Here is a 14,721-nt window from a genome sequence, read left to right as displayed (position 1 = left end):
GATGGCCTCCTTCGCTGCGCAGGGCAAGCGGCGCGACGGGTTATCACACAGCTTTGCACATCTGCCGTGGACAGCGATGTATCGCATTTGTTCCAAAAGAACAAGAGTGGAACAAAATTTTTTGCGAGTGGGCCCTCTACCCCTGCGCGCCCAGCACTTCGGCCACTTTGTCGCCGATTTCCTGCACCGAGAAGGGCTTGGGAATGAAGTGCATGTTGGCCACGTCGATTTCCTCGCGCAGTTGCGCTTCGGCATAGCCGGACATGAACAGCACCGGCATCGCCGGCACCAGATCGCGGATCGCGCGCGCCATCGCCGGGCCATCCATCGTCGGCATGACCACGTCGGAAACGACGAGATCGAACGCTTCGCCCTTGCGGACGTGTTCCAGCCCTTCCTCGCCATCGGCGGCCGCGATCACTTCGTAGCCCTGCCGGGTCAGCGCACGTTCGGCCACGGCGCGCACCATATCCTCGTCTTCCACCAGCAGGATGCGCCCGCCGCCCGACCATCTGGCGGTTTCTTCCTCCACTTTGGGCGCGGGCTGGCGGATACCGTCAGCCCGGTGGTGCACCGGAAGGTAGATGGTGAAGCGCGCGCCCGCCGTGCCGCCCGCCGGACCCGGCACGTTCTCCGCAAACAGGAAGCCGCCCGACTGCTTGACGATGCCATAGACGGTCGAGAGGCCCAGCCCGGTGCCCTTGCCCTTCTCCTTGGTGGTGAAGAACGGTTCGAAAATCTTGCCGAGATGTTCGTGCGGAATCCCGCCGCCGGTGTCTTCCACGATCAGCGCGGTGTAATCGCCGATCGGGATCACATTGCCTTTCATCCGCCGCACATCCCCCGCCGCGATCCGGCGAGTGATCATCGTCAGCGTGCCCGAACCGTCGCCACCGGTGCGCTGCGCGCGGGCCTGCATCGCATCGCGCGCGTTGACCGCGAGATTGACGATGACCTGTTCCAGTTGCTGCGGATCGGCGCGCACCGGCCCCAGTTCGCGATCGTGATGAACATTGAAGACGATCTTTTCGCCCAGCAGCCGCTTCAGCAGTTGCGAGACTTCGGCGACCACATCGGGCAATTGCAGCACTTCGGGGCGCAGGGTCTGCTGGCGCGAGAACGCCAGCAATTGCCGGGTCAGCGATGCGGCGCGGTTGGAATTGGCGCGGATCTGCTGGATATCGTCATAATCGCTGTCGCCCGGCGTGTGCCGCAGCAGCATGAGATCGCAATAGCCGATAATCGCGGTCAACACGTTGTTGAAATCGTGCGCCACCCCGCCCGCGAGCTGGCCAACCGCCTGCATCTTGGTCGCCTGGGCCACCTGCCGCTTGAGGCGCGCTTCCTCCGTCGTGTCGGTGAGGCTGAGCAGCACCGCCGCTTCGCCCATGCCGCGCACCCCGGCAAGGCCGATGGAAACCGGCTCGTCCGAACTGCGCTGGAGCCGCACCGCCATGTCGCCCGAGCTGGCGGGCCCTTGCGCATAGCGGCGCACGGCATCGACCAGCGGCCCCTTGTCGTCCTTGACCACCAGATCGGAAGGATAGGGCGGCAGCACCCGCCCTTCGACCCCGGCCGCACGGAGGAATGCGGCGTTGGCGAACAGGAAGCGCCCGTCGCGATCCGTCATCGCCAGACCGAGCGGCAATTGGGAGAGCAACGCTTCCAGCTGGGGCACGTTGCTCGATCCTTCGGCCACGACGCCCCCGCCCATGCCGACCCCGGCATCAAGCAACAGCATCATGGTCAGCGCGGTCGCCTGGCTATCCCGGGCCGGATCGCCCAGCGGCACATGGACCAGCGTCTGCGGCGTACCCTTGCGGCCTTCGCGGGCGAAATAGATCCGGTCACGCTCGTCCGTGCGCAGCAAGGCGACGAAATCCTGCCCGGCCATGGTGGCGCGTTCATCCCCGGCGGCGCGCAGCGCGAAGCCAGGCGTGGTGGCGCGAATCGCCCCTTCCGGGCCCGCCAGCACCGCTTCCACCCCGGCACGAGACAGCGTGGCGCCGAAAGCCCCGGCCAGCCGCTCGCCCAGATCGGCCAACGGATCGGCCTCCGTCAACACGGTGAAACGCCAGACGAGGAAATCCTCCCCCCGTCCGGCCCGCACCACTTCGGCGCGCCAGCTACGGTGGACCAGCGCCCCTGTCCCGGCCAGTTGATCGGCATGAGCCGTGCCGTCGCGCCAGGCGGCGCGTGCGGCGCGGGTAATCTGTTCGAGCGAGGGGGTCTCCAGCGCCAACCCCGGCGGCGCGTTATCGACACCGAACCAGTCGATATAGGTGCGGTTGGCGCAGACGAGGCGATTGGCCTTGTCAGTGATCGCCACGCCGCAATCGCCCCGCTCTATCGCGGTCATGGTGACCGACCAATCCGGCAGGGCGAAATCCACCGGCGCGGGCGCGGCGCGGGGGCGGCTGAACATATAGGCCAGCCCCCCGAGGACCAGCAGCCCACCGCCGTAGGCGAGCGCAGCGGTGCCGCTGCCTGTCACAAACCAGATAAGAGCGACGCTGGCCAGCAGCGCCGCGCCCACCAGCATCGCATCCAGCCGCCGCTCGGCAATCGCTTCCGCCATCATTCCGCCAGCGTCCTGTTCCGTGCCCGCATCACCCGCGCCTTGCGCTTGCGCGCGATCCACGCCCGCCACGCGAAGCTGGTGACGAAATAGCTGAGCACGGACGAGACGATCGCGATCAGCACGAGGCCGAACGCTGTCACCAGCGTGGCCCCGGTCAGCCATTGCAAGGCGTTCTGCAGATCAGTGTGCTCGATCGCCGTGCTCACGGGTGCGACCATCGTCATCGCGTCGACATGCAGGACCCAACTGCCGACCTTGTAGGCTAGCACCCACAGCAGGGGGGTGGTGAACGGATTGGTGATGAACGTGGTCAGCGCCGCCACCGGCACATTGGCCCGCACCGTGAGGCTGAGCAGCGAGGCAAACAGGATCTGTGCGAACGGCACGATGATCCCCACGACCATGCCCAGCGCCACCCCGCGCGGAACGGAGCGCCGGGTGAACCGCCACAATTCCGACCGCAGGACGCGGTGCGCAAACGGGCGAATCCATCGATTGCGCTCCATTTGCTCCCGCGTGGGCATGTTACGGCGGGTCCAGTTGACGAATCGGGTTCTCACGGTACTCATATTCATGGGCAGGGACAATCGCTTCCGGCAGAGGTGGCGGTACGTTCCAGCCGTACCTTGCCCCCGCCGAACACGCGGTGAATGGATGCCTCTTTGCCGGAAGCAAGGCAACTGCCAAGCAGAGGTGCGCCAAACCCCGCCCGGCGTGCGGCGGAAACGGGTAGCCACCCGGAACACCGGCGGCGATCGGCGCGGAAAAGCGCGATCAACCGCGCTCGCGCATGATGCGCGCCTGATCGCGTTTCCAGTCGCGTTCCTTGATGCTGGCGCGCTTGTCGTGCGTCTGCTTGCCCTTGGCCAGCGCCAGTTCGACTTTGGCCCGCCCGCGCGAATTGAAATAGACCGACAGCGGCACAAGGGTCATGCCCTTGCGCTCCACCGCGCCGTGCAGGCGGGCGATTTCCCGTTCGTGCAGCAGCAGCTTGCGCGGCCGCTTCGGCTCATGGTTGAAGCGGTTGCCGTGGCTGAATTCGGGCACGTTGGAATTGATCAGCCAGCATTCGTTGCCTTTGATCTCGGCATAGGCTTCGCTGATCGACCCTTCGCCGAAACGCAGCGATTTCACTTCGGTGCCGGTCAGGGCGATGCCGGCCTCGAAAGTTTCCTCGATATGATAATCGAACCGCGCGCGGCGATTTTCGGCGACGGTTTTCTTTTTGTCGAATGTCGAGGGTTTGGGGCGTGCCATGGTCGGCGGCATGTAGGGCCTCGCGCGGCGATTGCAAAGCCCGGCGCGCGATCGATCGCTCTCCCCGCCTCGTCATTCCCCCTCCGGAAGGGGAATGACGCGGGAAGTCGCGGGGAGGCAGCCCTTATACCAGCCCGGCGTGCGCCAGCGCGGCGTCCACCGCTTCGCGCGCGGCGGCGCTGCACGGGGTCATCGGCAGGCGCATGTCCTCGCTCATCCAGTCGTGCACGCGGGTCAGCGCATACTTCACCGGGCCGGGCGAGGCATCCTCGAACATCGCGTAATGCAGCGGGTAGAGCTTGTCGTTCAGTTCCCGCGCGCGGGCCAGATCGTTGGCCGCGATCGCCGCCTGAAAATCGGCGCAGAGGCGCGGCGCGACATTGGCCGACACCGAAATGCAGCCCACGCCGCCCGCCGCGCTGTGCGGCAGCCACAGTTCATCGTCACCCGAAAGCTGGCAGAACTGCCCGGAGATACCCATGCGGTGATCGGTCACGCGCGACAGGTCGCCGCTGGCATCCTTGATCCCGATGATGGTGTCCGGATAGCGGTTGGCCAGTTCGATCACGGTTTCCGGGGCGATATCCGTCACCGTGCGGCCGGGCACGTTGTACACCACGATCGGCAGATCGCCGTTTTCCGCCAGATAGGAGAAATGGGCGATCAGCCCCTGCTGGTTGGGGCGGTTGTAATAAGGCGCCACGACCAGCGCCGCGCTGGCCCCGCACTTGCGCGAAAATTCCATGTGCATCAGCGCGGTGCGGGTGTCGTTGGAGCCACAGCCCGCGATCACCGGCACGCGGCCCGCCACCTGATCGACGCACACTTCGATGACCCGGTGGTGTTCCTCGTTGCTCAGCGTCGATGCTTCGCCCGTGGTCCCGCAGGGGACCAGCGCGGTCGATCCGCTTGCGATCTGCCAGTCGACCAGGCGGCGAAAAGCCGCCTCATCGAACGCACCGTCGCGAAAAGGTGTAACCAAAGCCGGAATGGAACCGGAAAACATGGACTTCGCCCCTGCAATTGCCCCAATATGATGGGCGAATCTCCCTTGCCGGAAGCGCCCTTGGGGATACGTTGTTCAGCGCCTGATAAGGAGCCTATAGCCAGAATGTCCAGCATGGTCCGCATTCAAAAGCTCGCTTCCCTCATGCTGATGCCGGTTCTGACCGCTTCCGTGCCCGCCCAGGCACGCGATGCGGAAGCCTGGGATCAAGCCCGTGCATCGCTTGTCGCCAGCCAGCCGGGGCAGATCGCCTCGGCCATCAGCCAATGGCAAAGGTTGACGGCGTCCAGCCAGTTCACCTTCGACGATTACGCCAGTTTCCTGCTGTCCTACCCCGGTTTCCCGTTCGAAACGCGGCTGCGCGGCTATGCCGAAACCAGGCTGGAACAGGCCGCGATCCCGTCGCAGCGCGTGGTCGCCTTCTTCGACCGCTTCCCGCCGCAGAGCAATCCGGCCCGGGCGCAATACGCGCTGGCGCTGGCCTCCATGGGCCGCCCGCAGGCGGTGGAATGGGCGCGCCAGGCCTGGCGCGGCGGATCGATGAGCGCGACGGCAGAGGCATCGCTGCTGTCGATGTACGGCCGCCAGTTCACGCCGGCCGATCATGACGCGCGCATGGACGCCTTGTTGTGGAACCGCGATTCCACCGCCGCGACGCGCCAGTTCGCCTATGTCTCGCCCGGCAACCGCCAGCTCTACATGGCGCGCATGTCCAACGCGCAAGGCAGCGATCCGGCTTCGCTGGGCATCGCTATCCCCGGCGAAGCGCGCAGCAATCCGGGCTATCTGTTCAATTCCTCGCGCCAGTTGCGCCGTACCGGACGCGGGGCAGAAGCCTCCAATCTGCTCGCCAATCGCCCGCGACTGTCCAACCTGCCGCTTTCGCAGACCGACTGGATCGAGGAACTGCTCGCCGCCGCGCGCGCGGGCAGTTCGCGCAATGCGCAGCGCATCGCCGCCTCGGTCGACGATGCCTTCCCCCCGGCACGGATATCAGCGCGCTCGATTTCAAACTGCGGGACGATTACACCTCGCTGATGTGGCTGGGCGGCACCAAGTCGCTGTGGGAACTGGGCGATCCCCGTTCCGCCGTGCCGCTGTTCTACCGCTATGGCGCGGCGGCGCGCACGCCGCAGACCCGTTCCAAGGGCTTCTACTGGGCCGGGCTCGCCTCCGATCGCGGGGGCGACCGTTCGGGGGCGCAACGCTATTTCGAAATGGCCGCGAACTATCCCGACCAATACTATGGCATGCTCGCGCTCGAACGGCTTGGCCGGGGCATTCCCGAATTGCGCCGCACCACTTCGGCCACCCCCTCGCGGGAAGAACGGGCCCAGTTCTATGCCCGCCCGCTGACCGCCGCCGTGCGCGAAGTGGCGCGCAGCGCGCCGTGGGCCGTCTCGATCCGCTTCTTCCGCGAAATCGCCGATCAGGCGCGCAACGAAAACGAACATGTGCTGGTGCACGAACTGGCGCAGAACCTCGGCCGCCGCGACCTCGCCGTGATCAACGGCGAAAAGGCGGCGGAACACGGGTTCGACGGGTTCCACGCCGCGGCGTTCCCCACGCTCACCGCCCCTCCCGGCACCAACTGGACGATGGTCCACGCGATCACCCGGCAGGAAAGCCAGTTCGCCCAGAACGCGATCAGCCATGCCGGCGCGCGCGGACTGATGCAGCTGATGCCCGGCACCGCGCAGGAACAGGCGGGCAAGCTGGGCATGCAATATATGAGCGCGTCGCTCATCAGCGATCCGTCGTACAATATCCGGCTGGGCGACGGCTATTTCGCGCGGATGCTCAATTACTACGGCGGCAGCTATCCGCTGGCCGTGGCCGCTTACAATGCCGGGCCGGGCAATGTGAACAAATGGATCGCCCGCAATGGCGATCCACGCAACGGCAGCCGCAACTGGATCGAATGGATCGAGCAGATTCCGATTTTCGAAACCCGCAACTATGTCCAGCGGGTGATCGAAAACGCGGTGGTCTATCAGCGGATGAACCCCGACAAGGCCGGTTACGGCGGGCCCAAATCGGTGAGTTGGTTCCTCGGCAGGAACACCCCGGGTTGATCGTGCGATGAAGCCCGCCAGCAATCCCATCACCCCGGCGGGGCTTGCCGCGATGAAAGCGCGGTACGATCACCTGCTGGGGACGGAACGGCCCGAAATCGTCGAGATCGTCAGTTGGGCCGCCGGCAACGGCGACCGCAGCGAAAACGGCGACTATCTCTATGGCCGCAAGCGGATGCGCGAGATCGATCGGGAACTGGCCCATCTGTCGCGGCGGATGAAAGCCGCCCGGGTGATCGATCCCGCCGAACAGCCGGACATGTCGCGCGCGTGGTTCGGCGCCACGGTGACCATCGCCGACGAGGATGACGATCACCGCACGATCACGCTGGTCGGCGATGACGAGCAAGATGCCGGCGCGGGCCGCATCGGGTGGAGTTCCCCGATGGCGCGGGCGCTGCGCGGCGCGGCGGTGGGCGATCTGCGCCAGGTCCGCCTGCCGGGCGGCGAAAAGGAATGGGAAGTGATCGCCATTGCCTATGCCGGGCACGGCTGATCGGGGGCGCAAGGGGGCAGACGCGACATGGCCGAGATCATCAATCTGCGCATGGCCCGCAAAGCGAAGAAGCGCGCGGACAAGGAACGCGAAGCCGACGCCAGCCGGGCCCGCAACCGGCTGAGCCGGATCGAACGGCAGTACCGCGAACAGGAAGAAAAACGGGCGGCGCGCGAACTGGACGGCAAATTGCGCGTCACCCCGGAAGAGGGCGAAACCTGATGCGCACCACTTATGGCAACGCCACCGTGCGGCTGTATCATCTCGACAGCGCGGCCGAAGGCGGCGCGGCGCAAACGCTGTTCTACGGCCCGCTGGACGAAGCGATGCGGATCGCCGCACAGCAACCCGAAACGGTGCAGGACAGCCTGTTCCTCGCCACCGACAACGATGTGATCGCCTGGTGCGATCTGGTGGGAGAATGACGATGTCCGGCGCCGATCCCGTGGCCGACGAACTGGCCATCCGCAATCTGATCGCCCGTATGGCCCACACGGTCGACCGGGGCGCGGTGGAAGACTACGCCCCGTTGCTGGCGCCCGATGCCCGCTGGGTCATGCCGATGGGCGACCCCGCCGTGGGGCCCGAAGCGATCATGGACGGGGTGCGCTCACGCCGCGCCGCCGGTTCCGCCGGGCCCGGTTCCGGCACCCGGCACACGATCACCACCACGCTGGTCGAAGTGGACCGGGACAGCGCCCGCGCCTGGTCCTACTGGATCTATATCAGCACCGGCGACGATCCGCGCATCCTGATGAACGGCCTCTACACCGACACGTTCCGCCGCATGGCGGGCCGATGGGTCTTTGCCGAGCGGATTTCCTCGCTCGATTGATCCGCCGCCCTTCTGCCCCGGAGGCCGTGCGCCTTTTCCGGGCCATGCAATTCTGCCATGAGAGCGGCCATGCGCTCACCATCCCGCCCTGTCCCGCGCCGCTCTGCCCCGCCCCGCCCTGTCCGGTGGTGCGGTGCTGCCTGCGCCGGGGCGCTGTTGGCCATGGCCGCGCCGCTGGCCGCGAAGGACAGCCTGGGCATGTTCGATAGCTGGGGCGCGTTCCGCGACCCGGCTCAGCCGCGCTGCTACGCCATTGCCATGGCCGTGCCGGGTAGCCTGCGCCGCGATTACCAGCCTTACGCCAGCGTCGGCACCTGGCCCCGGCGGCAGGTGCGCAACCAGCTTCACTTCCGCCTGTCCCGCGCCGTCGCCCCGCAAGCCAGAATCAGTCTGCTAATCGGCGGCAAGCGCTTCGAGTTGACCGGCGGCGGCAGCGACGCCTGGGCCGCCGACCGGCGCATGGATGCCGCGATCGTCGCCGCGATGCGCGCGGCGGGCGGAATGGTCATCAGCGCCCGCGACACGCGCGGCAACGCCTTTTCCAACCGCTACGACCTGTCCGGCGCCGCCACCGCGATGGACGCGGCAACGATGGGCTGCGCCGGGCTGAGGTAGACGGCAAGCCCCCTCACCTCCGTTCAGTCTGAGCCTGTCGAAGGCCGTGCGCCAAGATCAGCCCGAGAAACCCCTCGTCATGCTGAACTTGGTTCAGCATCCATCTTGCCCCACGAGCGACTATCTGATCCCGCGAAATGGCCCCTTCAGATAAATATTCCCTTCGTCGTTCCCGCGAAAGCGGGAATCCATCTGCAACGGTGGAACTGGATTCCCGCTTTCGCGGGAATGACGAAAGTTGTCTGTTCCGGAAGGAATAAACGCCACCCCAAACGAAACGGGCCGGAGCAACGCCCCGGCCCGTCCCTGATTGGCCTGTGCCGCGCTTAGAAGCGCATGCCGACCGCGGCAACGACCTGGTGGCGGTCGGTGTCGACATCGAAGCGGTGCGTGGTCGGGCCATCCGGACCGAACTGGAACTTCGCCTTTTCGTAGTTCGAATAGCGATATTCGACCTTGGCATAGGCGTTGCGGCTGATTGCCTGCTCCACACCGGCGCCCACGCGCCAGCCGTCGAGCTTGAAGTTGTCGCCATAGTCGAGATCGTCGTACCGGGCATCGGCTTTCAGCTTGGCGTTGGTGTAACCGCCCTTGACATACAGCAGCGTGCTCGGGGCCACCTTGCCGCCGACGCGCGCGCCGACGTAGATGTCGCGGCCGGCCTTCACGCGGCCATAGCCGAAGTTTTCCATTTCACCGTGGCGGAAGCGGGTCTTGGCGGTCGAATCCGACAGTTCGGCTTCGGCACCCACGACAAGGCCGCCGAGATCGACGTCATAGCCGATGCCGACACCGTAAAGCAGGCCGTCCATCGAGTTGTTGCGATCGTAGATATCGTCGATCGAGCTGCCGGCCTTGGTCTTGTCATAACCGATAATGGCTTCCACGCGCGGGCCGGTGAAGACGGCATCGCCGCTGTCCTGCGCAAGCGCCGGGGTTGCAACAGCAATGGCCGATCCGGCGGCTGCGATTGCAAGAAACTTCTTCATCATAATGTCCTCATTAACTCTCTTCAGACGCGGCCCTGATGGCCGACGCCTCCTGAATGGATGATGACAAAATCGGTTTCCCACTTTGCAAGACACGGTTTTTACTGATGTTTTTGAGCAACAGCAATGCGACGAACAGAGTCATCGGCGGGATGAAAGGCGGGAACCTTCTAGGTAATTGTGCGTATGCGCGCGGGAAGCATTATAATGCCCGCAAAACCGTTGCGGCGAACCGCGCCCGCGCCGCGCCGAAGCCCTGCCCGAGGCGATTCGGCGCCTTTTTCACTCCGTCTTTGCGTTCCGCCGCTCCGCGCCTTATATGCGGCGCGCAATGTCCCATACTCCTCTCATGCCGATCCCGGGCCATACGGACCCGGTGCCCGTCCCGCGCGACGTGACTCCGCGCGAAGATGGCCGCGTCGATCTGATCGGATTGCCCAAGGCGCGCATCGCCGAACTGTTCGCCGCCGCCGGGCTCGATGCCAAGCAGGCGAAACTGCGCGCCAAGCAGGTGTATCACTGGCTTTATCATCGCGGCGCCACCGAATTCGAAGCGATGACCGATATCGCCAAGACCATGCGCCCGTGGCTGACCGAACGCTTCGTGATCGGCCGCCCCGAAGTGATCGAAGCCCAGCATTCGACCGACGGCACGCGCAAATGGCTGCTGCGCACGGCGGACAAGCACGATTTCGAAATGGTCTTCATCCCCGATGCGGATCGCGGCACGCTGTGCGTTTCCAGCCAGGTCGGCTGCACGCTCAACTGCCGGTTCTGCCACACGGGAACGATGCGGCTGGTCCGTAATCTGACGCCGGGCGAAATCGTCGGCCAGGTCATGCTCGCCCGCGACGCGCTGGGTGAATGGCCCAAGGGGCGGATGGATTTCAACGGCGACCTCGGCACCGACGATGGGGATGAATCCGAATACACGGCTGACGGCCGCCTGCTGACCAACATCGTGATGATGGGCATGGGCGAACCGCTCTACAATTTCGACAATGTGCGCGATGCGCTCAAGCTGGTGATGGATGGCGATGGGCTGGCCCTGTCCAAGCGCCGGATCACTCTGTCCACCAGCGGCGTGGTGCCGATGATGGAACGCTGCGGGGAAGAGATCGGCGTCAATCTGGCCGTCAGCCTCCACGCGGTGACCAAGGATATCCGCGACGAGATCGTGCCGATCAATAAGAAGTACGGCATCGAGGAACTGCTGGCCGCCTGCGCCGCCTATCCCGGCGCGTCCAACGCCCGCCGGATTACGTTCGAATACGTGATGCTGAAGGACAAGAACGACAGCGACGAGCACGCGCGCGAACTGGTGCGGCTGATCCGCCACTACAAGCTGCCCGCCAAAGTCAATCTGATCCCGTTCAATCCCTGGCCCGGCGCGCCTTACGAATGCTCCACGCCGGAACGGATCCGGCGCTTTTCGGACATCGTTTTCGAAGCGGGCATTTCCGCCCCGGTCCGCACGCCGCGCGGGCGCGATATCGATGCCGCCTGCGGCCAGCTCAAGACCGCGGCGGAGAAGAAAAGCCGCGCCGAACTGGATCGGCTCTATGCCGAAAAGGAAGCCGCGCTGGGCTGAGTCGAAATCGCTTCATCGCGCCACAGGCGCGGTTGATCGTGGAACGAGAATCCCAACAAGCTGTTCAGCGAACGTTCTGGATTGAAACGCCAAATTCGAGTCCTTCCAACGCAAAACGCGAAAGGACCCAGATTATGCGCAAGTTTATTCTTGCAGGTGTGCTTGCCGCACTCGCCATCCCCGCCGCCCCGGCTCTCGCTTTCACGCCGTCGGCTCCGGCAGCGGAAGCCAGCGTCCTTTCGGCGCTGAACACGTCGCAGGAATACCGCGAACGCTATCGCAACGATCGCGACCGGTATGATCGCCACGGCCGCTATGACCGGTATGATCGCGACGGGCGCTATCGCAACCCGCGCCGCCTCAGCCGCAATGACCGCGTCTGGCGCGGCAGGGACGGGCGCTATCACTGCCGCCGCGACAACGGCACCACCGGCCTTGTGATCGGTGCCGCCGTGGGCGGTCTCGCGGGCCACGAAATCGCTGGCCGCGGCGACAAGACGCTGGGCGCTGTCATCGGCGCAGTCGGCGGCGGCCTGCTCGGCCGGTCGATCGACCGCGGCGATCTGAAGTGCCGGTAGACCCGGCGCTTTAGGCCCTGCGCCTTAAGCCCCGGTACCTTAAGCGAGGAACAGCGGACCTCGCTCATCGCTGCCTGATCCTGCCTCCCGCTCCAGCAATCCCGGGAATGGCAGGCAGGCAGCAACCTGCTGGCAACAGCACCAGGAAGCGCGGCCCTCACCGGCCGCGCTTTCCTACTTCGGGCAAATATGCTCCATTGGCGGCATGACCAGCCGCCCGTTTCTCCTCTCACGCCTCCGCCGCGCCAGCGCCCCCGTGCCGGCCATCGCCTGCTTCGGCCCCGGCCCTCTTCCGATGGCTTTTGAACTGTGTCACCCCTGTCACCCCCCACGCGAATGCGGGCTTCATCCGGCATGACCGCGCCTGTCGTTCTCGTCACCGGCGGGGCCAAGCGGATCGGCTCCGCCATATGCCGCGCATTCGCCGCCGCCGGATGGCATGTCGTGATCCATTTCGGCCAGTCGCGTGCCGAAGCGGAAACGCTCGCCGCATCGCTGCCTTCGGCGCAGGTCCATCAGGCCGATCTGGGCGATTGGGAGGACGGCAACGCCATGGTCGAGGCCATCGCGTTGCAGCACCCGGATTTCCGCGTGCTGGTGAACAACGCCTCGGTGTTCGAGAACGATTCGGCGCTGGGTCTCGATCCGCGCACGTTCGATGGGGCCATGCAGATCAATGCCGGCAGCCCGGCCCGGATGACGCAGGCTTTCTTCGAACATTCGCGGGCCGCGCAGGGGCGCCGCGCCATCGCGGTTCTCGATCAGAAGCTCGACAATCCCAATCCCGATTTCTTCTCGTACACGATGAGCAAGCATGCGCTCGCCAGCACCATCCCGATGATGGCGATGGCCCTGCCCCGCCCCAATGATGCGGTCTACGGCCTGTGCCCCGGGGCGATTCTCGCCAGCCATGACCAGACACGTGAGGAAGCGGACCGTTCGCATCTGCTCAATCTGCTCGGCCGCCGCACCGGGCCCGAGGAAATCGCCGATGCGACGCTGTTTCTCGCTTCGGGCGCGCTGGCCAGCGGGGAGATGCTGTTCGTCGATTCGGGCCAGCATCTGCTCGCCCAGTCGCGCGATGTGATCTATCTCGAACGCGAAGGTCTGCAAGGCTGACCATCGCCCCGCATATCGTCATGGCCATCGCTTCGTCGCATTCATGGGCCTTTATGAATCAGACCCTTGCCTAAGCGAATGCGAGCCTGCATCGTGCCGTCCGAAGCGAACGGTGTGGTGGCTGGAACCGGACCGTTCGCTTCAGGTTGTTGTTATCGCATCGTTGATGCGGAGAACGGTTCCCCTTCCGCGCGATGCAGGCTGCTATCGCATTGCCGACGCGGAAAAGCGGGTGCCGCTTGTCCGCGCGATGCTCTGGCCAGACGGAGGGTCCATGTTCGAACGGCTGCTGGACAGCGCACTGCGCAAGGGAATCAGAAAAGGCGTGCTGGAAATCGTGCACGCCGATGGGCGCGAAACCCGCGTCGGCTCGCCCGAACCCGGCTATCCCGAAGTGCGCATCCGGCTGACGGACAAGCAGGTTGCCCGCGAAGTCGTCACCGACCAGTCGCTCGGCGCGGGCGAAGCCTATATGGACGGGCGGCTCATCATCGAGCGCGGCGATGTCATGGGGCTGGTGACGCTGATCGGGGCCAACAATCCGTTCGAACGGCGGCGCAAGGGCCGCGCCGGGCTGCTCAAGCGCGGCCGTAACGCGATCAACGCCCGGCTGCGCGAAAGCAACCGCCTCGCCCGCGCCCGCTCCAACATCTCGCATCACTACGATATCGGCAACGATCTATACCGCCTGATGCTCGATCCCGATCATATGCAATACAGCTGCGCCTACTGGCCGCGTAACGGGATGACACTGAACCAGGCGCAGGAGGCCAAGCTCGCGCATATCGCCGCCAAGCTCGCCATCACACCGGGCAACAAAGTGCTCGACATCGGCTGCGGCTGGGGCGGCATGGCGATCTACCTCGCCCGCCATCTCGACTGCAGCGTCACGGGAATCACTCTCAGCACCGAACAGCTCGCTCTCGCCCGCGAACGGGCGGAGGAGGCCGGCGTCGCCGGGCGCGTGCGGTTCGAACTGATCGACTATCGCAAGCTGGCCAGATCGGGCGAGCGGTTCGACCGGATCGTTTCGGTCGGCATGTTCGAACATGTCGGCCGCCCGCAGTTCGACACCTTCTTCGAAGCGGTGTCCGACCTGCTGGCCGACGATGGCGTGATGCTGCTGCACACGATCGGCCGGATGGGCCAGCCGAGCCGGACGGACAAGTTCACCGACCGTTACATCTTCCCCGGCGGCTATATCCCGGCGCTCAGCGAAATCATCGGGTCGAGCGAGAAGTTCCGCCTGATTCCGGCCGATATCGAAACTCTGCGGCTGCACTACGCCAAGACGCTGCGCACCTGGTACGACAATTGCCACGCCAACCGCGCGGCCATCGAAAAGATGTATGACGAGCGGTTCTTCCGGATGTGGACATTCTATCTTTCCGGCTCCACCGCGGCGTTCGAAACCGGCGGCATGTGCAACTATCAGGTGCAGTACATCCGCAATCGCCACGCCCTGCCGATCACGCGCGATTACCTCGCCGATGCGGAGAAGGCGCTGCTCGCGCCGAGTCCGGTTGCGGGAAACCCAATCCCCTGATAGGCGCGCCCCGATTTCTCTAGTGGAGCGCAG

Annotated in this window: 16 protein-coding genes; 11 read left to right on the top strand and 5 right to left on the bottom strand. The window is 65.3% G+C overall.

The genetic code is table 11. The annotated features are described in order from the left end of the window. Positions 1-136: 136 nt before the first annotated feature. The 4 genes from K5X80_RS08475 to dapA form a co-directional block, all read right to left on the bottom strand. Complete coding sequence (locus K5X80_RS08475; RefSeq protein WP_283249298.1) at positions 137-2,581, bottom strand: hybrid sensor histidine kinase/response regulator; 2,445 nt, start codon at positions 2,579-2,581, stop codon at positions 137-139. After that, positions 2,578-3,150, bottom strand: a complete 573-nt coding sequence (locus tag K5X80_RS08470; RefSeq protein WP_222557313.1) for a DUF2062 domain-containing protein — start codon at positions 3,148-3,150, stop codon at positions 2,578-2,580. Before K5X80_RS08470 ends, K5X80_RS08475 begins: the two co-directional genes overlap by 4 nt. Positions 3,151-3,355: 205 nt before the next feature. Further along, positions 3,356-3,838, bottom strand: coding sequence for an SsrA-binding protein SmpB (gene smpB / locus K5X80_RS08465; protein ID WP_222557312.1), 483 nt, complete (start codon positions 3,836-3,838; stop codon positions 3,356-3,358). Between the two features lie 124 nt (positions 3,839-3,962). Next, the gene (gene dapA / locus K5X80_RS08460; RefSeq protein WP_222557311.1) at positions 3,963-4,844 is read right to left on the bottom strand and encodes a 4-hydroxy-tetrahydrodipicolinate synthase; all 882 of its coding nucleotides are present in this window, start codon (positions 4,842-4,844) and stop codon (positions 3,963-3,965) included. Between the two features lie 105 nt (positions 4,845-4,949). Here dapA and K5X80_RS17260 point away from each other — a divergent pair, with 105 nt between their 5' ends. The 7 genes from K5X80_RS17260 to K5X80_RS08425 all read left to right on the top strand — a co-directional run bounded on the left by K5X80_RS17260 (position 4,950) and on the right by K5X80_RS08425 (position 8,865). Beyond that, positions 4,950-5,882, top strand: a complete 933-nt coding sequence (locus K5X80_RS17260; protein ID WP_222557310.1) for a hypothetical protein — start codon at positions 4,950-4,952, stop codon at positions 5,880-5,882. Then, positions 5,882-6,919 carry a transglycosylase SLT domain-containing protein gene (locus K5X80_RS17255; RefSeq protein WP_222557309.1) on the top strand — a complete coding sequence of 346 codons (1,038 nt, stop codon included), beginning with the start codon at positions 5,882-5,884 and terminating at the stop codon, positions 6,917-6,919. Before K5X80_RS17260 ends, K5X80_RS17255 begins: the two co-directional genes overlap by 1 nt. Before the next feature lie 7 nt (positions 6,920-6,926). After that, a complete protein-coding gene (locus K5X80_RS08445) occupies positions 6,927-7,415 on the top strand; it encodes a GreA/GreB family elongation factor (protein ID WP_222557308.1) in 489 nt (162 codons plus the stop codon). A gap of 27 nt (positions 7,416-7,442) precedes the next feature. Beyond that, positions 7,443-7,637: a DUF4169 family protein gene (locus tag K5X80_RS08440; protein ID WP_222557307.1), complete on the top strand. Its 195-nt coding sequence runs from the start codon at positions 7,443-7,445 to the stop codon at positions 7,635-7,637. After that, positions 7,637-7,840 (top strand): hypothetical protein, encoded by a 204-nt coding sequence (locus K5X80_RS08435; RefSeq protein WP_222557306.1) that lies wholly within the window; start codon positions 7,637-7,639, stop codon positions 7,838-7,840. Before K5X80_RS08440 ends, K5X80_RS08435 begins: the two co-directional genes overlap by 1 nt. Positions 7,841-7,842: 2 nt before the next feature. Further along, on the top strand, positions 7,843-8,250 hold the full coding sequence (locus tag K5X80_RS08430; RefSeq protein ID WP_222557305.1) for a nuclear transport factor 2 family protein: 408 nt from the start codon (positions 7,843-7,845) through the stop codon (positions 8,248-8,250). 162 nt (positions 8,251-8,412) lie between these two features. Next, positions 8,413-8,865, top strand: a complete 453-nt coding sequence (locus K5X80_RS08425) for a hypothetical protein (protein WP_283249296.1) — start codon at positions 8,413-8,415, stop codon at positions 8,863-8,865. 326 nt (positions 8,866-9,191) lie between these two features. Here the strand turns inward: K5X80_RS08425 and K5X80_RS08420 are convergent, their stop codons facing one another. Continuing rightward, a complete protein-coding gene (locus K5X80_RS08420) occupies positions 9,192-9,854 on the bottom strand; it encodes an outer membrane protein (protein WP_222557303.1) in 663 nt (220 codons plus the stop codon). Positions 9,855-10,173: 319 nt separating this feature from the next. On the opposite strand from K5X80_RS08420, the gene rlmN reads away from it, so the two are divergent. From rlmN to K5X80_RS08400, 4 genes are all read left to right on the top strand, one after another. Continuing rightward, on the top strand, positions 10,174-11,445 hold the full coding sequence (gene rlmN, locus K5X80_RS08415; protein WP_502778211.1) for a dual-specificity RNA methyltransferase RlmN: 1,272 nt from the start codon (positions 10,174-10,176) through the stop codon (positions 11,443-11,445). A 134-nt stretch (positions 11,446-11,579) separates the two neighbouring features. Beyond that, entirely contained in the window at positions 11,580-12,023 is a 444-nt protein-coding gene (locus tag K5X80_RS08410) for a glycine zipper 2TM domain-containing protein (RefSeq protein ID WP_222557302.1), read from the top strand. Positions 12,024-12,377: 354 nt separating this feature from the next. Beyond that, positions 12,378-13,142, top strand: a complete 765-nt coding sequence (locus K5X80_RS08405) for an SDR family oxidoreductase (protein ID WP_222557301.1) — start codon at positions 12,378-12,380, stop codon at positions 13,140-13,142. A 274-nt stretch (positions 13,143-13,416) separates the two neighbouring features. Beyond that, positions 13,417-14,688, top strand: coding sequence for an SAM-dependent methyltransferase (locus K5X80_RS08400; protein WP_283249295.1), 1,272 nt, complete (start codon positions 13,417-13,419; stop codon positions 14,686-14,688). Positions 14,689-14,721: the final 33 nt, after the last annotated feature.

The sequence above is a fragment of the Caenibius sp. WL genome, assembly GCF_019803445.1.
In the GTDB taxonomy this organism is placed as follows: domain Bacteria; phylum Pseudomonadota; class Alphaproteobacteria; order Sphingomonadales; family Sphingomonadaceae; genus Caenibius.
Note: the sequence above shows the minus strand (reverse complement) of the source record. Positions and strands in the feature narration are given on the sequence as shown.